The organism is Bacillus sp. VA15 (genome assembly GCF_055721145.1).
In genome coordinates this window covers 742,512-758,140 of the sequence record NZ_JBVQPQ010000001.1, presented here as the reverse complement: position 1 = coordinate 758,140, position 15,629 = coordinate 742,512, and the positions used below count along the sequence as shown (strand labels likewise).

Here is a 15,629-nt window from a genome sequence, read left to right as displayed (position 1 = left end):
GTTATGTCAGATCAATTTAACAGCCGTGAAGCTCGACGAAAAGCGAACAGCAAATCGAGTCCTTCACCGAAAAAAGGCAAGAAACGAAAAAAAGGCGGATTGTTTAAAAAGACCCTTTTTACTTTACTCATTCTGTTTGTTTTAGGCGTAGTCGGCGGTGCGGTAACATTTGCCGTCATGGTTTCAGATGCTCCATCATTGGATGAAAACAAATTAAAGACGCCTTATTCATCGACAATTTATGATAAAAACGGAAAAGAAATCGCTGAATACGGCTCCGAAAAGCGGACCTACGTCTCGATAGATGAAATTCCCGATGTTGTAAAAGAAGCCTTTATTGCGACAGAGGACGCCCGTTTTTATGAGCACCACGGGATTGACCCTGTCCGTATCGGAGGCGCCTTAGTCGCCAACTTTACAGATGGCTTCGGGGCTGAAGGCGGAAGTACAATCACACAGCAGGTCGTCAAGAACTCCCTTCTTTCTCATCAGAAGACGCTGAAACGGAAAGTGCAGGAAGTTTGGCTATCGATTCAGCTTGAACGCAATTACTCTAAAGATGAAATTTTAGAAATGTATTTAAACCGGATTTATTTTTCTCCTAGAGCATACGGAATCGGAAAAGCGGCGGAAGAATTTTTCGGCGTCACAGATTTAAGCAAATTGACTGTGGAACAAGCTGCGACACTTGCGGGTATGCCGCAAAGCCCGACAGCGTACAATCCCGTTAAAAACCCGGATAAAGCGGAAAAACGGCGGAATATTGTACTCAGTCTGATGAAAAAGCAAGGATTTATTTCTGATTCTGAATATAACAAAGCGAAAAAAGTGGCAGTGAAAGACGAAGGCGTTGTGTCACAGAAGGAATATGAAAAAACAAATTCAAATAAATACAGCGCGTTTATTGAAGAAGTCATGAAAGAAATTGAAGAAAAATCTGATGTCAACCCAGGTACTGACGGATTAAAAATTTATACGACATTAGATACAAAAGCACAAGACAAACTAGATGAATTAATGAACGGAGACACCGTCGGATTTACTGAAGGCATGCAGGGCGGCGTTACGCTTCTCGATACAAAAACTGGAGAAGTAAGCGCGATTGGTGCAGGACGCAATCAGCCTGTCGGAGGCTTTAACTATGCAACTCAAACTGAGGCACAGCCTGGTTCAACCATAAAGCCGATTTTGGACTACGGCCCAGTTATCGAAAACAAAAAATGGTCCACGTACGAACAAATTGATGACTCAGCTTATACGTATTCGAATGGAAAACCAATCCGTGATTGGGACCGTAAATATCTAGGGTCTATCTCTATGCGTTACGCTCTTGCACAATCAAGAAATATCCCAGCTTTAAAAGCATTCCAGGCAGTCGGTAAAGATACTGCTGTAGACTTTGCAAATGGACTTGGACTTGGATTAACAAAAGATAATGTATCAGAGGCCTATTCAATTGGCGGTTTTGGTGGAGACGATGGTGTTTCTCCTCTAAAAATGGCAGGCGCATACAGCGCGTTTGGAAATAACGGAACGTATAATGCACCACATTTTGTAAAGTCTATTGAATTTAACGATGGCACGAAGCTTGACTTAACACCGAAATCAAAATCAGCAATGAGCGATTATACTGCGTTTATGATTACAGATATGCTGAAAACAGCTGTTAAGACAGGAACTGGACAGCTTGCACAAGTACCCGGTGTGGAAGTAGCAGGAAAAACAGGGACAACAAACTTTGATGAAAATGAAGTCCAAAGGTACAATATCGCAAGCGGCGGTGCCCGAGATTCTTGGTTTGTCGGCTACACACCGCAATATACAGCAGCAGTCTGGACAGGTATGGGAGAAAACGAAGCTGGAAAGAAATCTCTTTCAGCTGAAGAGCAAAAAGTTGCAAAGCGCATTTTCGCCCAACTCATTGCCGACGTCGATGACGGAAGCGGATCATTTGAGAAGCCTGACAGCGTAGTGGAAGCCACTGTAGAAAAAGGCTCTAACCCGGCAAAACTGGCAGGACCAAATACGCCGAGCGATAAAAAGCTCACAGAGTACTTTGTAAATGGCACAGCTCCTTCTACTGTTTCTAAAACATATGAGAAAGAAGAAAAAGAAGAAACAGAAAAACTGTCTGGTTTAAACGTGAAATATGATAAAGACAATCAATCTTTGACATTAAGCTGGAATTACGATGGAGATGCGACCTTTGCTGTTAAGCAATCTGTTGATGGCGGCAGCTACTCAGAAATTCAAAACAGCTCTGCAAAAGAGGCAGTCATTTCGGGCGTGCAGCCAGGATCTGTATACAAATTCGAAGTAACAGCCGTCAGTGATGATGGCAAAAGTACAGCTTCCACATCCTATGAAGTACCAAAAGCTGAAGATGATGAAGATAAAGAAGATCAGCAACAAACGGATGATGAAAATAAAGATGATGAGAAGACTCAGGATGACACACAAACTGATGATTCTCAAACAGATGACAGTCAGACAGATAAAGATAAGACAGATGATTCAACAAACGACCAAGACAAAAAACAAGACAACACGAACACCAATCCGCCCGACAACAATAACCAAGACCAACCTAACAATAACAACAACAATAACAACAACAGCAACAACCAAGATACGTCGGATGGTGATACGAACTCAGATACGAATGATTCATCAGGCTCTGATACAAATAAAAACAAAACAGAAACACAAACGAACTCATCATCAACAACTGAAAAAACAAATTAAACAAAAAGCCATCACCTTTTGGGTGATGGCTTTTCTCTTCATAATAAAAAACCTCTCCTTTTATGGAGAGGTTTTATCGATTCATCGCATGGTATTTATAAAAATGCTTTTTCATTTCAGTAAACAGCTCATCAAGCTGAATAAAGCAATGGTATTGGGTCGGCTTTAGAAGAATAAATTCTACTCGTTCAGCCCAATTGATCGGCTTGGCGGGGAATGATTTCTCCGTCAGTTCTGCCCAATCAAGCGATTTCACCCGCTCACCTGCTGTCCAGTGAAGCGAAGCCAGCAAACACACAATGCCCTTCAGCATATCGTTTTGGTCGCATCTCGATTTTCGTGTTTGAAAAACAGGGAGAAGTGATGCTTTAATGTCTTCCCACACATTAAATAATAGCGGAACATACTTACCGCTGTCCTCCCATGGCAAAATGCCTTGAGATTCCGTGCAGAAATCAAAATACACTGGGTTGATCTGCAAGGCTTCTTTCATATCCGAGGAGCTCATCTGGCCAAGACTGCGCAAGTATTGCTCATAGGAAGCCAGCACTTCTTTCGCTTGCGTCATCGTTTCACCAGTCCTTTTTTATCTCTCTTCTGCCCTTCTCTACACAGAGAAAGCAGCGGGCATTCCGCACAGCGCGGTGACTGGGCCTTACAATGATATCTGCCGAAGAAAATAAGCCGGTGATGCGTAACGGACCAGTCTTCTTTCGGAACCTTGCGCATCAACGTCTTTTCCACTTCCAGCACCGAGTCCTTCCAACGGCAGATTCCCAAACGCTTGCTGACTCTCTCCACATGGGTATCTACGGCGATGGCCGGCACGCCAAAGGCAACGGATACCACGACGTTAGCGGTCTTTCTTCCGACACCTGGCAGTTTGACAAGCTCATCACGGTCTCGCGGCACTTCCCCGCCGTAATCTTCAATAATCATTTTGCTTAGTTTTTGGATGTTTTTCGCTTTATTGCGATACAAACCGATTGATTTAATATCCTGCTGAAGCTCTTCCAGCGAAACAGCCAAATAGTCTTCCGGCCGTTTATATTTTTGAAATAATGTTTTGGTCACTCTGTTTACAAGTGCATCTGTACATTGCGCAGATAAAGCGACTGCCACCACTAATTCAAAAGGATTGGAATGAACCAATTCACACTCTGCGTGGGGAAACATGTCGCCTATCTTGTCTAAACAGAATTTAATTTGTTTTAGATTTAACACGATTGTCACCTTTTCACTTTATTGTTCAAGCCAATTGTAAAAAGGAACCTGCCTTTTATACTCTTTTTGCGGTTCATTCTGCTTTGCTTGTACCTTCCGGAATTTTTGGCTGTGGATTTTAGCCTGTTCTACAGTTTTCAGCCCGTTTTTCTTCCACTCAAACAAAATCCGGTCAATGTAGCGGAAGCTGAGTTTCCCTGAGAGTACAGCCTCTTTTAACGCGTGTTTGATCAGCTGTGCGTCGTGCTGATCTTGGTCCTGCCAAATGGCCAGTGTTTCACACTCCAAAGGTGATAAGGGTCTGGCGAACTCTTCCTCAAAAATGGTATAAAGGCTTTTTTGTTCCCCTTCTGCTTTTCTTTCCTGTGTTTGAGTCTGTGCAAGCTGTATATACTCGTACAGCTTGCCCCATAAAGGCTGAAGAGAGTATTTTTCAAATTTGATGCCGTTTTGGTCTTCGCATTCTTCAATAAACAGAAAACCTTTTTGAATGAACATCCGCAATCTGTTTGTACATTCCTCAACAGAAATTGACATCCCTTCCTGCAGCTGATTCGGTGTAGGAAAATAAGAGCCTTTTTCTAAATGCATTTTGATTTTTAACAGCAGGATAAGTTCTGTTTCATTAAGCCCGAGCTGTTTATAATGCGTGAGCAGAAGATTAGGGATTGTTGACGTTCCCTGCTCCTGCATGTCAATAAATTGATGTTTTTTCATTGTCACACCTCTTACTGTAAAGGATCACGAATTCCCCTTTACTGTAAAAAGTCTCCCTTGCAGGAGACTCTTTTTCTTGTTTCATTTGAATGTATTATGGATACAGGCGGTTTAATAGTCTTGGGAACGGAATGGTTTCACGAACGTGAGGCGCTCCGCTGATCCAAGCTACTGTCCGCTCTAATCCAAGGCCGAAGCCGGAATGAGGAACTGATCCATATTTTCTAAGTTCAGCATACCATTTATATGCGTCAGAATCCAGTCCATGTTCTTTAAGACGAGCTTCCAAAAGTTCCATATCGTGAATCCGTTCAGATCCGCCGATGATTTCTCCATAGCCTTCCGGCGCAATCAAGTCAGCGCAAAGCACGACATCATCACGGTCAGAGGCAGGTTGCATATAGAATGGTTTTAAGGACGTCGGGTAGCGGGTGATGAAAACCGGTTTGTCATAGTGTTCGGCAATCGCTGTTTCATGAGGCGCTCCGAAGTCATCTCCCCACTCGATATCATCAAAGCCTTTTTCTTTCAGAAAATCAATCGCTTCGTCATACGTGATTCTTGGGAACGGAGCTTTGATTTGCTCAAGTTTTGACATGTCTCTTCCTAATGTGTTTAATTCAATTTTGCAATTCTTAAGAACTGATTGCACAATGAATGAAACGTAATTTTCCTGTACTTGAAGGTTTTCTTCAAATTCTACAAACGCCATTTCCGGTTCGATCATCCAGAATTCGATCAAGTGGCGCTTTGTTTTAGACTTTTCCGCTCTGAATGTCGGTCCGAAGGAGAATACTTTTCCTAAAGCCATTGCCGCAGCTTCCATGTAAAGCTGACCGCTTTGAGACAGGTAAGCATCTTCATCAAAGTACTTTGTCGCAAAGAGCTCTGTTGTTCCTTCAGGTGCGCTTCCAGTCAGAATCGGCGGATCGACTTTTACGAAGCCTTCATTATTAAAGAATTCGTAAGTCGCGCGAATGATTTCATTACGGATTTTCATGATCGCATGCTGGCGTTTTGAACGCAGCCATAAATGTCTGTGATCCATCAAGAATTCCGTGCCGTGTTCTTTTGGCGTAATTGGATAATCAGTCGCTTCGTGAATGACTTCAATACCTGTCACAGCTAGTTCATACCCAAGCGGAGAACGCTCGTCCTCTTTGACAATCCCTTTTATATAGAGTGACGTTTCCTGCGTCACTGATTTAGCTGTTTGGAAAATGCTTTCTTCCACTTCCGCTTTTACTACGACACCTTGAATAAATCCGGTACCGTCCCGCAGCTGTAAAAACGCGATTTTCCCGCTTGAACGCTTATTAGCGACCCAAGCTCCGATCATTACTTCCTCACCTACGTGCTTGTACACTTGGTTGATTGTTGTTTTCAACATATTTCCCTCCAAAACAAGAAAGACATTCGGAAGCCCATTGCCCCGAACTCTATTATCATCACTTTATTATACCCGCTCTTAACTAACCGGGTCAATGCAGATAAAAAGCGGCTTTTCTTTCAGCCGCTTTTTAATCTGTTAGCTATGTTTTTCGACAAAACGCTTGATTCTTTCAACCGCTTTTTCAAGAAGCTCTAACGATGTTGCGTAAGACAGACGGACATTATCAGGAGAGCCAAAGCCAGATCCAGGAACAATCGCAACTTTTTCCTCCTCAAGAAGCGCTTTAACAAATTCATCTACATCTTTGAATCCGCAAGATTGGGCTGCTTCTCTTGCATTCGGGAACAAGTAAAAAGCACCTTCTGGCTTCACACAGCTGAACCCAGGGATTTCTACGAGCTTTGCATAGATTGTATGTAATCTATGTTCAAATGCTTCTCTCATTTCCTCCAATGGCTCAGAAGGCCCGTTATAAGCAGCAATTGCTCCGTACTGTGCGATTGATGTCGGATTTGACGTACTGTGGCTTGCAAGGTTCGTCATCGCTTTAATAATGTCTTCAGACCCAGCTGCATAACCGATTCTCCAGCCCGTCATGCTGTGTGACTTCGACACGCCGTTAATAATAATCGTCTGCTCTTTCAGACTGTCAGACAGCTGTGCAATGGAAACGTGTTTCTTTCCGCCGTATGTAAGTTTTTCATAAATTTCATCAGACACAATCAGGATGTCATGTTCAAGGCACACTTCACCAAGCGCTGCCAATTCTTCTTCCGTATACATGACACCAGTCGGGTTGCTTGGAGAGTTGATGACGATCGCTTTTGTTTTATCCGTGATCGCATTTTTCAGCTGTTCAGGAGAAATCTTGAAATGATTTTCCTCAAGCCCTTCTACATAAACAGGCTTTCCGCCAGCGAGTTTCACCTGCTCCGGATAGCTTACCCAGTAAGGCGTTGGAATAATGACTTCATCTCCTTCATCCAAAATCACTTGGAAAAGGGTGTACAGAGCATGTTTGGCACCAGTGCAGACAATAATTTGAGACGGTTTGTATTCAATATTCTGGTCACGTTTAAATTTCTCTGCAATGCTGTTTTTCAGTTCAGCCAGACCACCTGAAGGCGTATATTTCGTATGGCCTTCGTTCATTGAACGTACAGCGGCATCAATAATGTGCTGCGGTGTATTGAAGTCAGGTTCGCCTGCTCCTAAGCCGATGACATCATGGCCCGCCGCTTTCAGTTCTTTCGCTTTCGCTGTGATTGCCAGTGTGGTAGATGGTGTTAATGCGGATACTCTTTTTGCCAGTTTCAACTTGAACTCCCCCTAATTCGTCTTAAGGCGTGATATTTTTGAGAATCTTTCCAGTTGTAAAGTCCACATAACTTAAACTGTATTGACCTTCTTTGTCTAAGTACGTCACTTCCCAAAGCAGGACATTTCCTTCTCTTGCCAGGTGAACCTCTTTTTGCTTTGAAACCAGCCCTTCATCCTGTATGATTTTTGCCGCTTTGTCTTCCGAGATACCCTCTTTTGCTTCTTTTGAGAGAATTTTTGCTTTTTTATCAGCAGGAACCCAGACATATAATGTAGTGCCTTTTTTGTCCGTTCCCTTTACGATATAATATTTTTCTTTTCCGACAAATGTTTCGACTTGATCAACGTTGGCGAGATCGGTTTCTTTTTTAGCTTCAGCAGCTGCTGCTTCGTGCCCCTCTTCCTTTTGTGCCATGGCTGATTTATAAATACTTGCCGAGACAAGAAGTACTGCTAAAAAAATAATACCAAAAATGGCGGTAAATATTAATGCTTTTTTTCTCATCTTCTCACCTACGTACGATAAATAGTAAAAACGGCTTGGTTTTTGTTTTCTTCATCCAGCGCAAGGCCGAACATCAGATTGTCTCTCTTCAGTGTCCGATTCAGTGTGTCTACAATTTTATACAAGTCATCAGAATGCTCTACGTTAATTGTTGAAAGAATTTCGATTTTGCTTTCCATTTTTTCATCCTCCAGTTTGAACAAATATTGTTAGTCATACTCCATTTCAGGACACGCCATACTAGTATCACAGAGCGGCAAAACCGCTTTTAAATAAAACACCATCCTACTCCCACACCGGAAAGCCGCTTTATGCGGCTTTTATTCATTTTCCCCGGCAACGTAAGCCTCAAGCTCGCTGTCAGTCATTTCAGATACGGAGGTTGTCGGCAAGGCATCAAGAAACAGCCGGCCGTAACCAGCCGTTTTAATCCGTCGGTCCAATATGACAATCGTCCCTTTGTCTCCGGCTGTCCGCAGCAAGCGGCCGATTCCTTGTCTGAAGGTCAGCACAGCTTCCGGAAGTGATACTGTTTGAAACGGGTTCCGCCCTTTTTTGCGGGCAAGCTCACATTTTGCAGCATGAAGCGGATGATCAGGGGACCGGAATGGAAGCCTCACGATCATTACCGTTGTCAGCTCATCACCAGGGAAATCAACGCCTTCCCAAAAGTGATTCGTACCAAGCAGGATCGCCTGATTAGAGGTTTTAAAAGTCTTCATCAGTTTTCCAGGACTTCCGCCTGTAATTCCTTGCGCTAAGAGCTGAATGCCGGAAGCGCTCATCACGTGCTTAAGTTCCTGATGAACCTTTTTCAGCATATCATGGGATGTTAACAGCACAAGGATTTTAGGCTGTTTTTCCTTTGCCATCAGTTCAATATAACGGGCAGTATCCTGTATAAATTCAGCTTGCCCCGTATCTTGGATTGATTTCATTTCTTTTGGAATCAACACCCGCATGCGCTCATCGTAAGAAAAAGGCGACTCAATTCTCATTGTCCGCGGGAAAAAGTCACCCAGCCCCAGTCGTTCAATCATAAATTGAAAAGAATCTTCGACTGTAAGGGTTGCAGATGTAAGCACCACACTGTTTTTGCGCGCGAAAAACTGATCAGCCAGAAGTTCACCAGGTTCAAGCGGCTGTGCGTAAATGGCCACCGCATTTTTCGCTCCCTTTGCGTCTATTTCAATCCAAACGGCTTCATCGTCTTGAGACTCAAAGAACAGTTTCTGCAACGTCTGACAGTACTGCTGCAAGCCTTTCATGCTTCTTTGATATTCATCCGCTAAAAAGACGGTTTTGCTCTTCATACTCGTCAGATGTTTTTCCATCAGGGCCGACTGTGCCTCAAACAGCTGCTGCAAATGTGTCAGCATAGAACAAAGCCTCTCCGCTCCATCCGTTAAAATCGACCAGCTTTTATCTTGGCTTTCTTTGTTCACCTTAAAAACTAGACGGTTTAAGTCTTCTTTAGGTTTTCTTCGTTTAACAAAAGAATGCACTGAGCTGAAGAAAGCATCACTTTCTGCTTGAATGTGCTGAATCCACTCTTCCAATTCGAAGAAGGAATCAACCGGCAGGCTGTTTCGCTGGAATAGCTGTCTCATCTTTTTTAGAAGTCCCTGCTCCTTCAAAGTGCCGATTCTGCTCAATTTAGTATGCAATTCTATGTACGTGGCTCTTTTTCCTAAATGTTCGCTTGCCGCACGTTCAAAATGATGTGCTTCATCGATAATAAATGTGCCGCTTTCAGGGAGCCTTTTTTTCTGGCTGCCTTCATCGGTCAGCAAAAGAGAATGGTTGGTGATCACCAAATCGGAACGCATAGCAATCTGTTTGGCCCGCTCATAAAAGCCGGTCACATTCTCATTGAGACTTCTTTTATAGGATTCATCGTCATAAGCCAATCTGTCCCACAGCAATTTTCCTCCTGAAGGCAAATTCAGTTCAGCTACATCTCCTGTGTTAGTCTCTGTCAGCCAAACGAGGAGCTGTGCCTTTGTCAGTACGGCATCATAATTATCATCGTCTTCATGAAGCACCTGCTCGAATTTATAAAGGCATAAATAATGCGATTGCCCTTTTAAAATCGCCGCTGTTACCGGAAATGGAAACAGATCTTGGACAACCGGCAAATCCTTTGTCAGAATCTGCTGCTGCAAAAGCGTTGAATACGTACTGATAATGACCGGCTTTTTTGATTTCTTGGCAAAAAGCGCAGCCGGAATAAGATAGCCAATCGTTTTTCCGATTCCCGGAGGAGCTTCAATCAGCGCATGCTCACGATTGGCAAACGCTTCTGCTACCTCTTTCATCATCATCATTTGGCCTTCTCTTTTTTCATACCCAGGCATTAACTCTGACAGCGCTTTTTCATTTCCCGCTTCCCAATTTTCGATCTCAAATGAGAAGTTCCCCTCTTCATTAACACGTTCATCGATTGATTGGGGTTCTCTGACAGAAAAAGAGGAAAAGCGCGCATAACCCGGTATTTCGGTATGTCTGTTTTCATAAATGAACATATCCAACAAATGCGTCAGATCACTGATAAAATGCTGCGAAAGCCTTCTTAACTGCTTTAATGTCGGATAAGGAAGCTGCCGCAGCTTTTCAAGGATTTCCAAAAAAATAAGCCCTGTCACTTCAGCGTCGCTGTCAGCCCGATGCGGCTGATCATGCCGCAGTTGAAGCTCCTCGCTTAATTCGGTCAGCTTATATCCCTCAAATCCCGGAAAAACAATACGGGAGAGCTCGACAGTATCCAGCACTTCACAATCTGGGAGATGAAAGCCCGCCTTATGTAACTCATACTTGACAAACCCAAGGTCAAAATGGATATTGTGGGCGACAAAATAAGCGCCGTCAAGCAAATGGAACACTTCTTCAGCGACAGCCTCAAACGGCTGTTCATGCTCTACCATTTGATTAGAGATTCCAGTAAGCTGCTCAATAAAAGCAGGAATGGATTTATTTGGATTAATATATTTTGAAAACCGCTCAGTAATTTGTCCATTTTCGATTACAACCGCTGCGATTTGTATGATTTTATCGCCTTTCTTCGGCGAATTCCCTGTTGTTTCTACATCTATAACAACGAACCGTTGCTTATTCATTAAAATGGACACCTCAATTCTTGCATACGACAAAAGTGTAACACGTTTTGTACGGAAATGGAGCGGCAAAACCGTTTTACTCCCAAAATCTTAAAAGAAAACCCCCGATAAAGGGGGCTTTTCTTCTACAAAATTGTACGAGCTGGTTCGTTCCCCAGCATTTGTTCAATTTTGTTTTGATCGTTCAAAACAGCCACTTTCGGCTCGTAGCTTGCCGCTTCTTGATCAGACATCATTTTGTAGGAAATAATGATGACCTTATCTCCCTCCTGCACAAGGCGTGCGGCTGCACCGTTTAAGCAGATGACGCCGCTTCCGCGTTTACCAGGAATAATATACGTTTCCAGACGTGCTCCATTATTATTATTCACAATTTGCACTTTTTCATTAGGAAGCATTCCCACCGCATCAATGAGATCTTCATCAATTGTAATGCTCCCCACATAATTCAGATTTGCTTCCGTAACGGTTGCCCTGTGAAGCTTGCCGCTCATCATCGTGCGATACATATTATATTCTCTCCATTTCTCGAATATCAATAATGATATTATCTATTAAACGCGCTTTTGAAAAAGCAACTGCTACAGCCAGAATGATCTTTCCTTCAATTTTGTTCACAGGCTCGAGTTCCGGATAGGAATAAAGCTCCACATAGTCAATGGTGCCGCTTGTCGTATCAATGATTTCTTTCGCAGCTTTTATTACCGCTTCAGGGTCTCTTTCGCCGGCTCTGATCAGCTCCGCACTTGTTTGAAGGGCCCGATACAGCTTAGGCGCTTCTTTTCTTTCCTCAGCTGTTAAATATACATTACGGGAACTTTTGGCTAAGCCGTCTTCCTCTCTGACCGTATCGACAGCAACCAATTCAATATCCATGAAGAAATCGCTGATTAAGCCATCAACAACTGCTACCTGCTGTGCATCCTTTAAACCGAAATAGGCGCGGGTCGGCTGCACAAGATTGAACAGCTTCGTCAGTACAATTGCAACACCGTCAAAATGTCCTTCTCTTGAGCGTCCGCATAAAACGCCTGTGCGTCTTTCGACATGAATCGTGACATTCTTTTCACCGGGATACATATCATGAGCATCAGGCGTAAAAAGAATATCGACTCCGGCGTTTTCTGCAAGAGCCGCATCCCGCTCAATATCTCGCGGATATGCCTCAAAATCTTCATTAGGACCAAATTGCGCAGGATTCACAAAAATACTCATAACGACGGCGTCATTTTCTTGTCTTGCTTTGTCTGCCAAGGTTAAATGCCCCTCATGCAGAAATCCCATCGTCGGAACAAATCCGATTGACTTCCCCTCTGACTGATATTGTCTTATGGCTTCTTTTAGCTGTGAAATATCTGTAATCTGTCTCATCTTATTTTCCTCCGTACAAGCCGTCCAGCACTGTCTGATTCATTTGAAAGGAATGCTTTTGTTCAGGGAAAGCACGATGTCTTACATCCTGGACATATCCGCTGATTGCTGTTTCGATTGTTTCGTCAATTCGCGTATATTGCTTTACAAATTTAGGTATTCTCTCAACACCGTGGCCGATAATATCATGATAAACGAGAACTTGCCCGTCTGCTTTCACACCAGCCCCGATTCCGATGACCGGAATGCTTAGCATCTCGGCAATTTTGGCTGTAAGTTCTGCAGGCACACATTCCAGCACAAGCATCATAGCTCCTGCTTCTTCGCATTTTATACTGTCTTCTATTAATTTTTTGGCGCTTTGTTCGTCTTTGCCCTGTACTTTATACCCACCTAATACACCGACTGACTGCGGTGTCAGGCCTAAGTGACTGACTACCGGAATGCCCCCAAGCGTCAATGCGCGAATGGATTCAAACACGCCTTCTCCGCCCTCAAGCTTCAGTGCGTCAGCTCCGCTTTCCTGAACGATAGCCGCTGCATTTTTCAGCGTATCCTCCTTGGACAGGTGATAAGACATAAACGGCATGTCTGTCACAATAAAAGTATTCGGCGCGCCTCTTTTAACAGCTTTTGTATGATGGATCATGTCCGCAACTGTCACACCGACAGTTGAATCAAGGCCGAGGACGACCATTCCGAGTGAATCACCGACTAAAATCATGTCAACTCCCGCTTGTTCAGCAAGCTTAGCTGCCGGATAATCATAAGCGGTCAGCATCACAATCGGTTCTTCATTCTCCTTCATTTTTAGAAAATCGAGTTTTGTTTTCATGTTTTCTCCTCCTCATGTTTAGAGGAGATGAGCTGCCGTTTTCTTATACAAGCCAAAAAACCTTCCGTTTAACGAGAAGGATTCTGCACTTTCTAAAGTTCGGCGAGTTTCATCCCTCTGTCCCAGTCCTTTTTTGGATCAAGGCAGACTGCTGCAATGTCTATCTATTTTTATAATAGGTGCAGTTCGCAGGCGATACTGCCCAATGGAAGTATACCAAAATAAACGTGCTTGTACCAACACATTAACCCAATTCAATATCGGCAGAATAGATTTTTTTAATGCCTTCCTGCGTTTCTAAAAGAAGAACGCCTTCATCATCTATACCTAACGCCTTCCCATAAAAGGTTCCGTTTAACGTTCTGGCTCTCATATTAGTGCCGATTCCCAGCGCATAGCTTTCCCATAAAAGCTTAATCGGCGTAAAGCCGTGTGTCATATAATCCCGGTACCGTTTTTCAAAGCAAAGTAAAATATGCTGGATGATGCCGGCCCGGTCAATTTTTTCTCCGGCAGCTTGGCTGAGGCTTGTCGCGATGTCCTTCAGTTCATCTGGAAAATCATCAGACTGCTGGTTAACGTTAATGCCGATCCCGATGATAACTGAACGTACACGGTCTTCCTCGGCCTGCATTTCTGTTAAGATGCCGACTGTTTTTTTTCCGTTAATCAAAATATCATTAGGCCATTTAATATCCGTTTGGATGCCTGTTGCCTCTTCTATTCCCTGCACAACAGCTACTGCAGCAAGTAATGTGAGCTGCGGTGTTTTTTGGAGCGGAATGTCAGGCCGCAAAATCAGGCTCATCCAAATGCCGTTTCCCTCTTGGGAATGCCATACCCTAGACATTCGCCCCCTGCCGGCTGTTTGTTTGTCAGCCACCACAAGAGTGCCTTCCGGTGCGTTATTATTCGCAAGCTCATGCGCCGTTTTTTGCGTGCTTGAAATAACGTCTTGATAAATAAGATGCTGGCCCATCACTTCCGTTTTCAATCCGAAGCGAATTTCACTTTCACTGATTTTCCCGGGCTTTTTGATAAGCCGATATCCTTTTCTTCTAACGGCTTCTACTTCATAGCCCTCTTTCCGAAGCTCTTCAATATGCTTCCACACAGCAGTTCTGGAACAGCCGAGCGCATCACTTATTTTTTGGCCGGAAATAAATTCATTTCCAGCCTGAGAAAATAATTCAATAAGGTCTTTTCTTAATGTTGACCGCATGTCTTCAGCCACTCCTCTATGTGTTTCTTTTGATTGGAGAGCTTTCCTGTCACAACAGCCTGCTCGATCCGCTGTAATTCTTCCGACACCCATTTCCCGGCAGGCCGGTTACGAAGCGCAAGCAAATCCTTACCCGTGAAATCAAGATCCCTAAGACTTTTGATCGGCAGGCTTTGATAAGTGTTTTGAATGTCCTTTAGTTTTTCGTCATCCAGTTTTTCGTTTTGCCGAAGCTGCGATATTTTGGCCGCTGATAGAAGTGATTTTTCCCCGGCATTGTACATTGACATAGCGTCAAGGCTCTGGCCAAACGTATGGGCTATGTGAATCGCTTCCTTCATCACTTTTCCCGGGAGCTTCCATGCTTTCAGAAAAAGCGGCGCATCTTTCAAATCTATTTCAAGATCAATTAAAAGCGCAGCCCAAAGCTCTTCACGGGATGTTAAAGAGTAAAAAGGAAACTCACTCGCCGCAAGCAGGTTCTCTCGTTTATGATAAAAACCAGGCAGTTCCTCATACAGCCCCGTTTGAATGAGCGTTTGAAGCGCCTGGCGGGACGCTCTTCCCTGCAGCATTTTTTCAAACTCTATTGTTTTTCGTTCAACTGAAACATGGGATAGGAGTGATTTTTCTTTCGTGATGGCTTCTTTTGTTTCTAGTGAAAGCGTAAAGCCAAGCTGGCTCATAAAGCGTACAGCTCTCAACATACGAAGTGCATCCTCTTGAAATCTGTCCTCAGGCTTTCCGACGGTTCGAATCAGTTTCTGATCAATATCTTTCTTGCCGCCGAAATAATCAAGCACCTTCCCATCCGCTGTCATGGCCATCGCATTAATCGTCAAATCTCTGCGTTTTAAATCCTCTTCTAATGATGTGATAAATTGCACGTCTGACGGTCTTCTATAATCTTCATACTCTGATTCAGTCCGGAATGTAGTGACTTCATAGGTTTCATCTTCCCAGAGCACAATAATCGTCCCGTGCTCTTTGCCTACATCAACCGTCCGCTGAAACAACCTTTCTACTTGATCTGGTGCAGCATCAGTCGCGATATCGACATCTCCGATCGTTCGTTTCATATAGCTGTCACGAACTGCACCTCCGACAAAATAAGCCTGGTGGCCCGCTTCGATTAAGGTGCGGAGCACGGGAAGTGCTTTGATAAAAACTTGTTCCATGTT

General features: G+C 43.7%; 14 protein-coding genes. 1 reads left to right on the top strand and 13 read right to left on the bottom strand.

Annotated features, from left to right (window positions below; genetic code table 11):
• Positions 1-3: 3 nt before the first annotated feature.
• A complete protein-coding gene (locus AC0DBE_RS04120; protein ID WP_472961168.1) occupies positions 4-2,745 on the top strand; it encodes a transglycosylase domain-containing protein in 2,742 nt (913 codons plus the stop codon).
• Positions 2,746-2,818: 73 nt separating this feature from the next.
• On the opposite strand, the gene AC0DBE_RS04115 is transcribed toward AC0DBE_RS04120, so the two are convergent.
• The 13 genes from AC0DBE_RS04115 to AC0DBE_RS04055 form a co-directional block, all read right to left on the bottom strand.
• On the bottom strand, positions 2,819-3,313 hold the full coding sequence (locus AC0DBE_RS04115) for a YpoC family protein (protein WP_079287895.1): 495 nt from the start codon (positions 3,311-3,313) through the stop codon (positions 2,819-2,821).
• On the bottom strand, positions 3,310-3,969 hold the full coding sequence (nth, locus tag AC0DBE_RS04110) for an endonuclease III (RefSeq protein WP_472961166.1): 660 nt from the start codon (positions 3,967-3,969) through the stop codon (positions 3,310-3,312). Before nth ends, AC0DBE_RS04115 begins: the two co-directional genes overlap by 4 nt.
• An 18-nt stretch (positions 3,970-3,987) precedes the next feature.
• Complete coding sequence (dnaD, locus tag AC0DBE_RS04105; RefSeq protein WP_003225592.1) at positions 3,988-4,686, bottom strand: DNA replication protein DnaD; 699 nt, start codon at positions 4,684-4,686, stop codon at positions 3,988-3,990.
• A 94-nt stretch (positions 4,687-4,780) separates the two neighbouring features.
• The gene (asnS, locus tag AC0DBE_RS04100; RefSeq protein WP_472961164.1) at positions 4,781-6,073 is read right to left on the bottom strand and encodes an asparagine--tRNA ligase; all 1,293 of its coding nucleotides are present in this window, start codon (positions 6,071-6,073) and stop codon (positions 4,781-4,783) included.
• 141 nt (positions 6,074-6,214) lie between these two features.
• A complete protein-coding gene (aspB, locus tag AC0DBE_RS04095; RefSeq protein ID WP_014114184.1) occupies positions 6,215-7,396 on the bottom strand; it encodes an aspartate transaminase AspB in 1,182 nt (393 codons plus the stop codon).
• A 22-nt stretch (positions 7,397-7,418) separates the two neighbouring features.
• Positions 7,419-7,904 (bottom strand): cell wall elongation/penicillin-binding protein regulator TseB, encoded by a 486-nt coding sequence (tseB, locus tag AC0DBE_RS04090; protein WP_014114185.1) that lies wholly within the window; start codon positions 7,902-7,904, stop codon positions 7,419-7,421.
• Positions 7,905-7,912: 8 nt separating this feature from the next.
• Positions 7,913-8,083 (bottom strand): YpmA family protein, encoded by a 171-nt coding sequence (locus AC0DBE_RS04085; protein ID WP_003225588.1) that lies wholly within the window; start codon positions 8,081-8,083, stop codon positions 7,913-7,915.
• Between the two features lie 141 nt (positions 8,084-8,224).
• Complete coding sequence (gene dinG / locus AC0DBE_RS04080; RefSeq protein WP_472961161.1) at positions 8,225-11,020, bottom strand: ATP-dependent DNA helicase DinG; 2,796 nt, start codon at positions 11,018-11,020, stop codon at positions 8,225-8,227.
• A gap of 125 nt (positions 11,021-11,145) precedes the next feature.
• Entirely contained in the window at positions 11,146-11,529 is a 384-nt protein-coding gene (panD, locus tag AC0DBE_RS04075) for an aspartate 1-decarboxylase (RefSeq protein WP_423397066.1), read from the bottom strand.
• A gap of 1 nt (position 11,530) precedes the next feature.
• Entirely contained in the window at positions 11,531-12,391 is an 861-nt protein-coding gene (panC, locus tag AC0DBE_RS04070; RefSeq protein WP_072566473.1) for a pantoate--beta-alanine ligase, read from the bottom strand.
• 1 nt (position 12,392) lies between these two features.
• Positions 12,393-13,226, bottom strand: coding sequence for a 3-methyl-2-oxobutanoate hydroxymethyltransferase (panB, locus tag AC0DBE_RS04065; RefSeq protein WP_472961159.1), 834 nt, complete (start codon positions 13,224-13,226; stop codon positions 12,393-12,395).
• Positions 13,227-13,470: 244 nt separating this feature from the next.
• Positions 13,471-14,448 (bottom strand): bifunctional biotin--[acetyl-CoA-carboxylase] synthetase/biotin operon repressor, encoded by a 978-nt coding sequence (locus AC0DBE_RS04060; RefSeq protein WP_014114190.1) that lies wholly within the window; start codon positions 14,446-14,448, stop codon positions 13,471-13,473.
• Positions 14,433-15,626, bottom strand: a complete 1,194-nt coding sequence (locus AC0DBE_RS04055; protein WP_072182229.1) for a CCA tRNA nucleotidyltransferase — start codon at positions 15,624-15,626, stop codon at positions 14,433-14,435. The genes AC0DBE_RS04060 and AC0DBE_RS04055 overlap by 16 nt, the downstream gene beginning before the upstream one ends.
• Positions 15,627-15,629 lie beyond the last annotated feature (3 nt).

Bases quoted from the DNA above. Each gene is read 5' to 3' on its own strand.
- AC0DBE_RS04120 (WP_472961168.1), top strand. From the start codon at position 4: ATGTCAGATCAATTTAACAGCCGTGAAGCTCGACGAAAAGCGAACAGC.
- AC0DBE_RS04115 (WP_079287895.1), bottom strand. From the start codon at position 3,313: ATGACGCAAGCGAAAGAAGTGCTGGCTTCCTATGAGCAATACTTGCGC.
- dnaD (WP_003225592.1), bottom strand. From the start codon at position 4,686: ATGAAAAAACATCAATTTATTGACATGCAGGAGCAGGGAACGTCAACA.
- tseB (WP_014114185.1), bottom strand. From the start codon at position 7,904: ATGAGAAAAAAAGCATTAATATTTACCGCCATTTTTGGTATTATTTTT.
- AC0DBE_RS04085 (WP_003225588.1), bottom strand. From the start codon at position 8,083: ATGGAAAGCAAAATCGAAATTCTTTCAACAATTAACGTAGAGCATTCT.
- dinG (WP_472961161.1), bottom strand. From the start codon at position 11,020: ATGAATAAGCAACGGTTCGTTGTTATAGATGTAGAAACAACAGGGAAT.
- panD (WP_423397066.1), bottom strand. From the start codon at position 11,529: ATGTATCGCACGATGATGAGCGGCAAGCTTCACAGGGCAACCGTTACG.
- panC (WP_072566473.1), bottom strand. From the start codon at position 12,391: ATGAGACAGATTACAGATATTTCACAGCTAAAAGAAGCCATAAGACAA.
- panB (WP_472961159.1), bottom strand. From the start codon at position 13,226: ATGAAAACAAAACTCGATTTTCTAAAAATGAAGGAGAATGAAGAACCG.
- AC0DBE_RS04060 (WP_014114190.1), bottom strand. From the start codon at position 14,448: ATGCGGTCAACATTAAGAAAAGACCTTATTGAATTATTTTCTCAGGCT.
- AC0DBE_RS04055 (WP_072182229.1), bottom strand. From the start codon at position 15,626: ATGGAACAAGTTTTTATCAAAGCACTTCCCGTGCTCCGCACCTTAATC.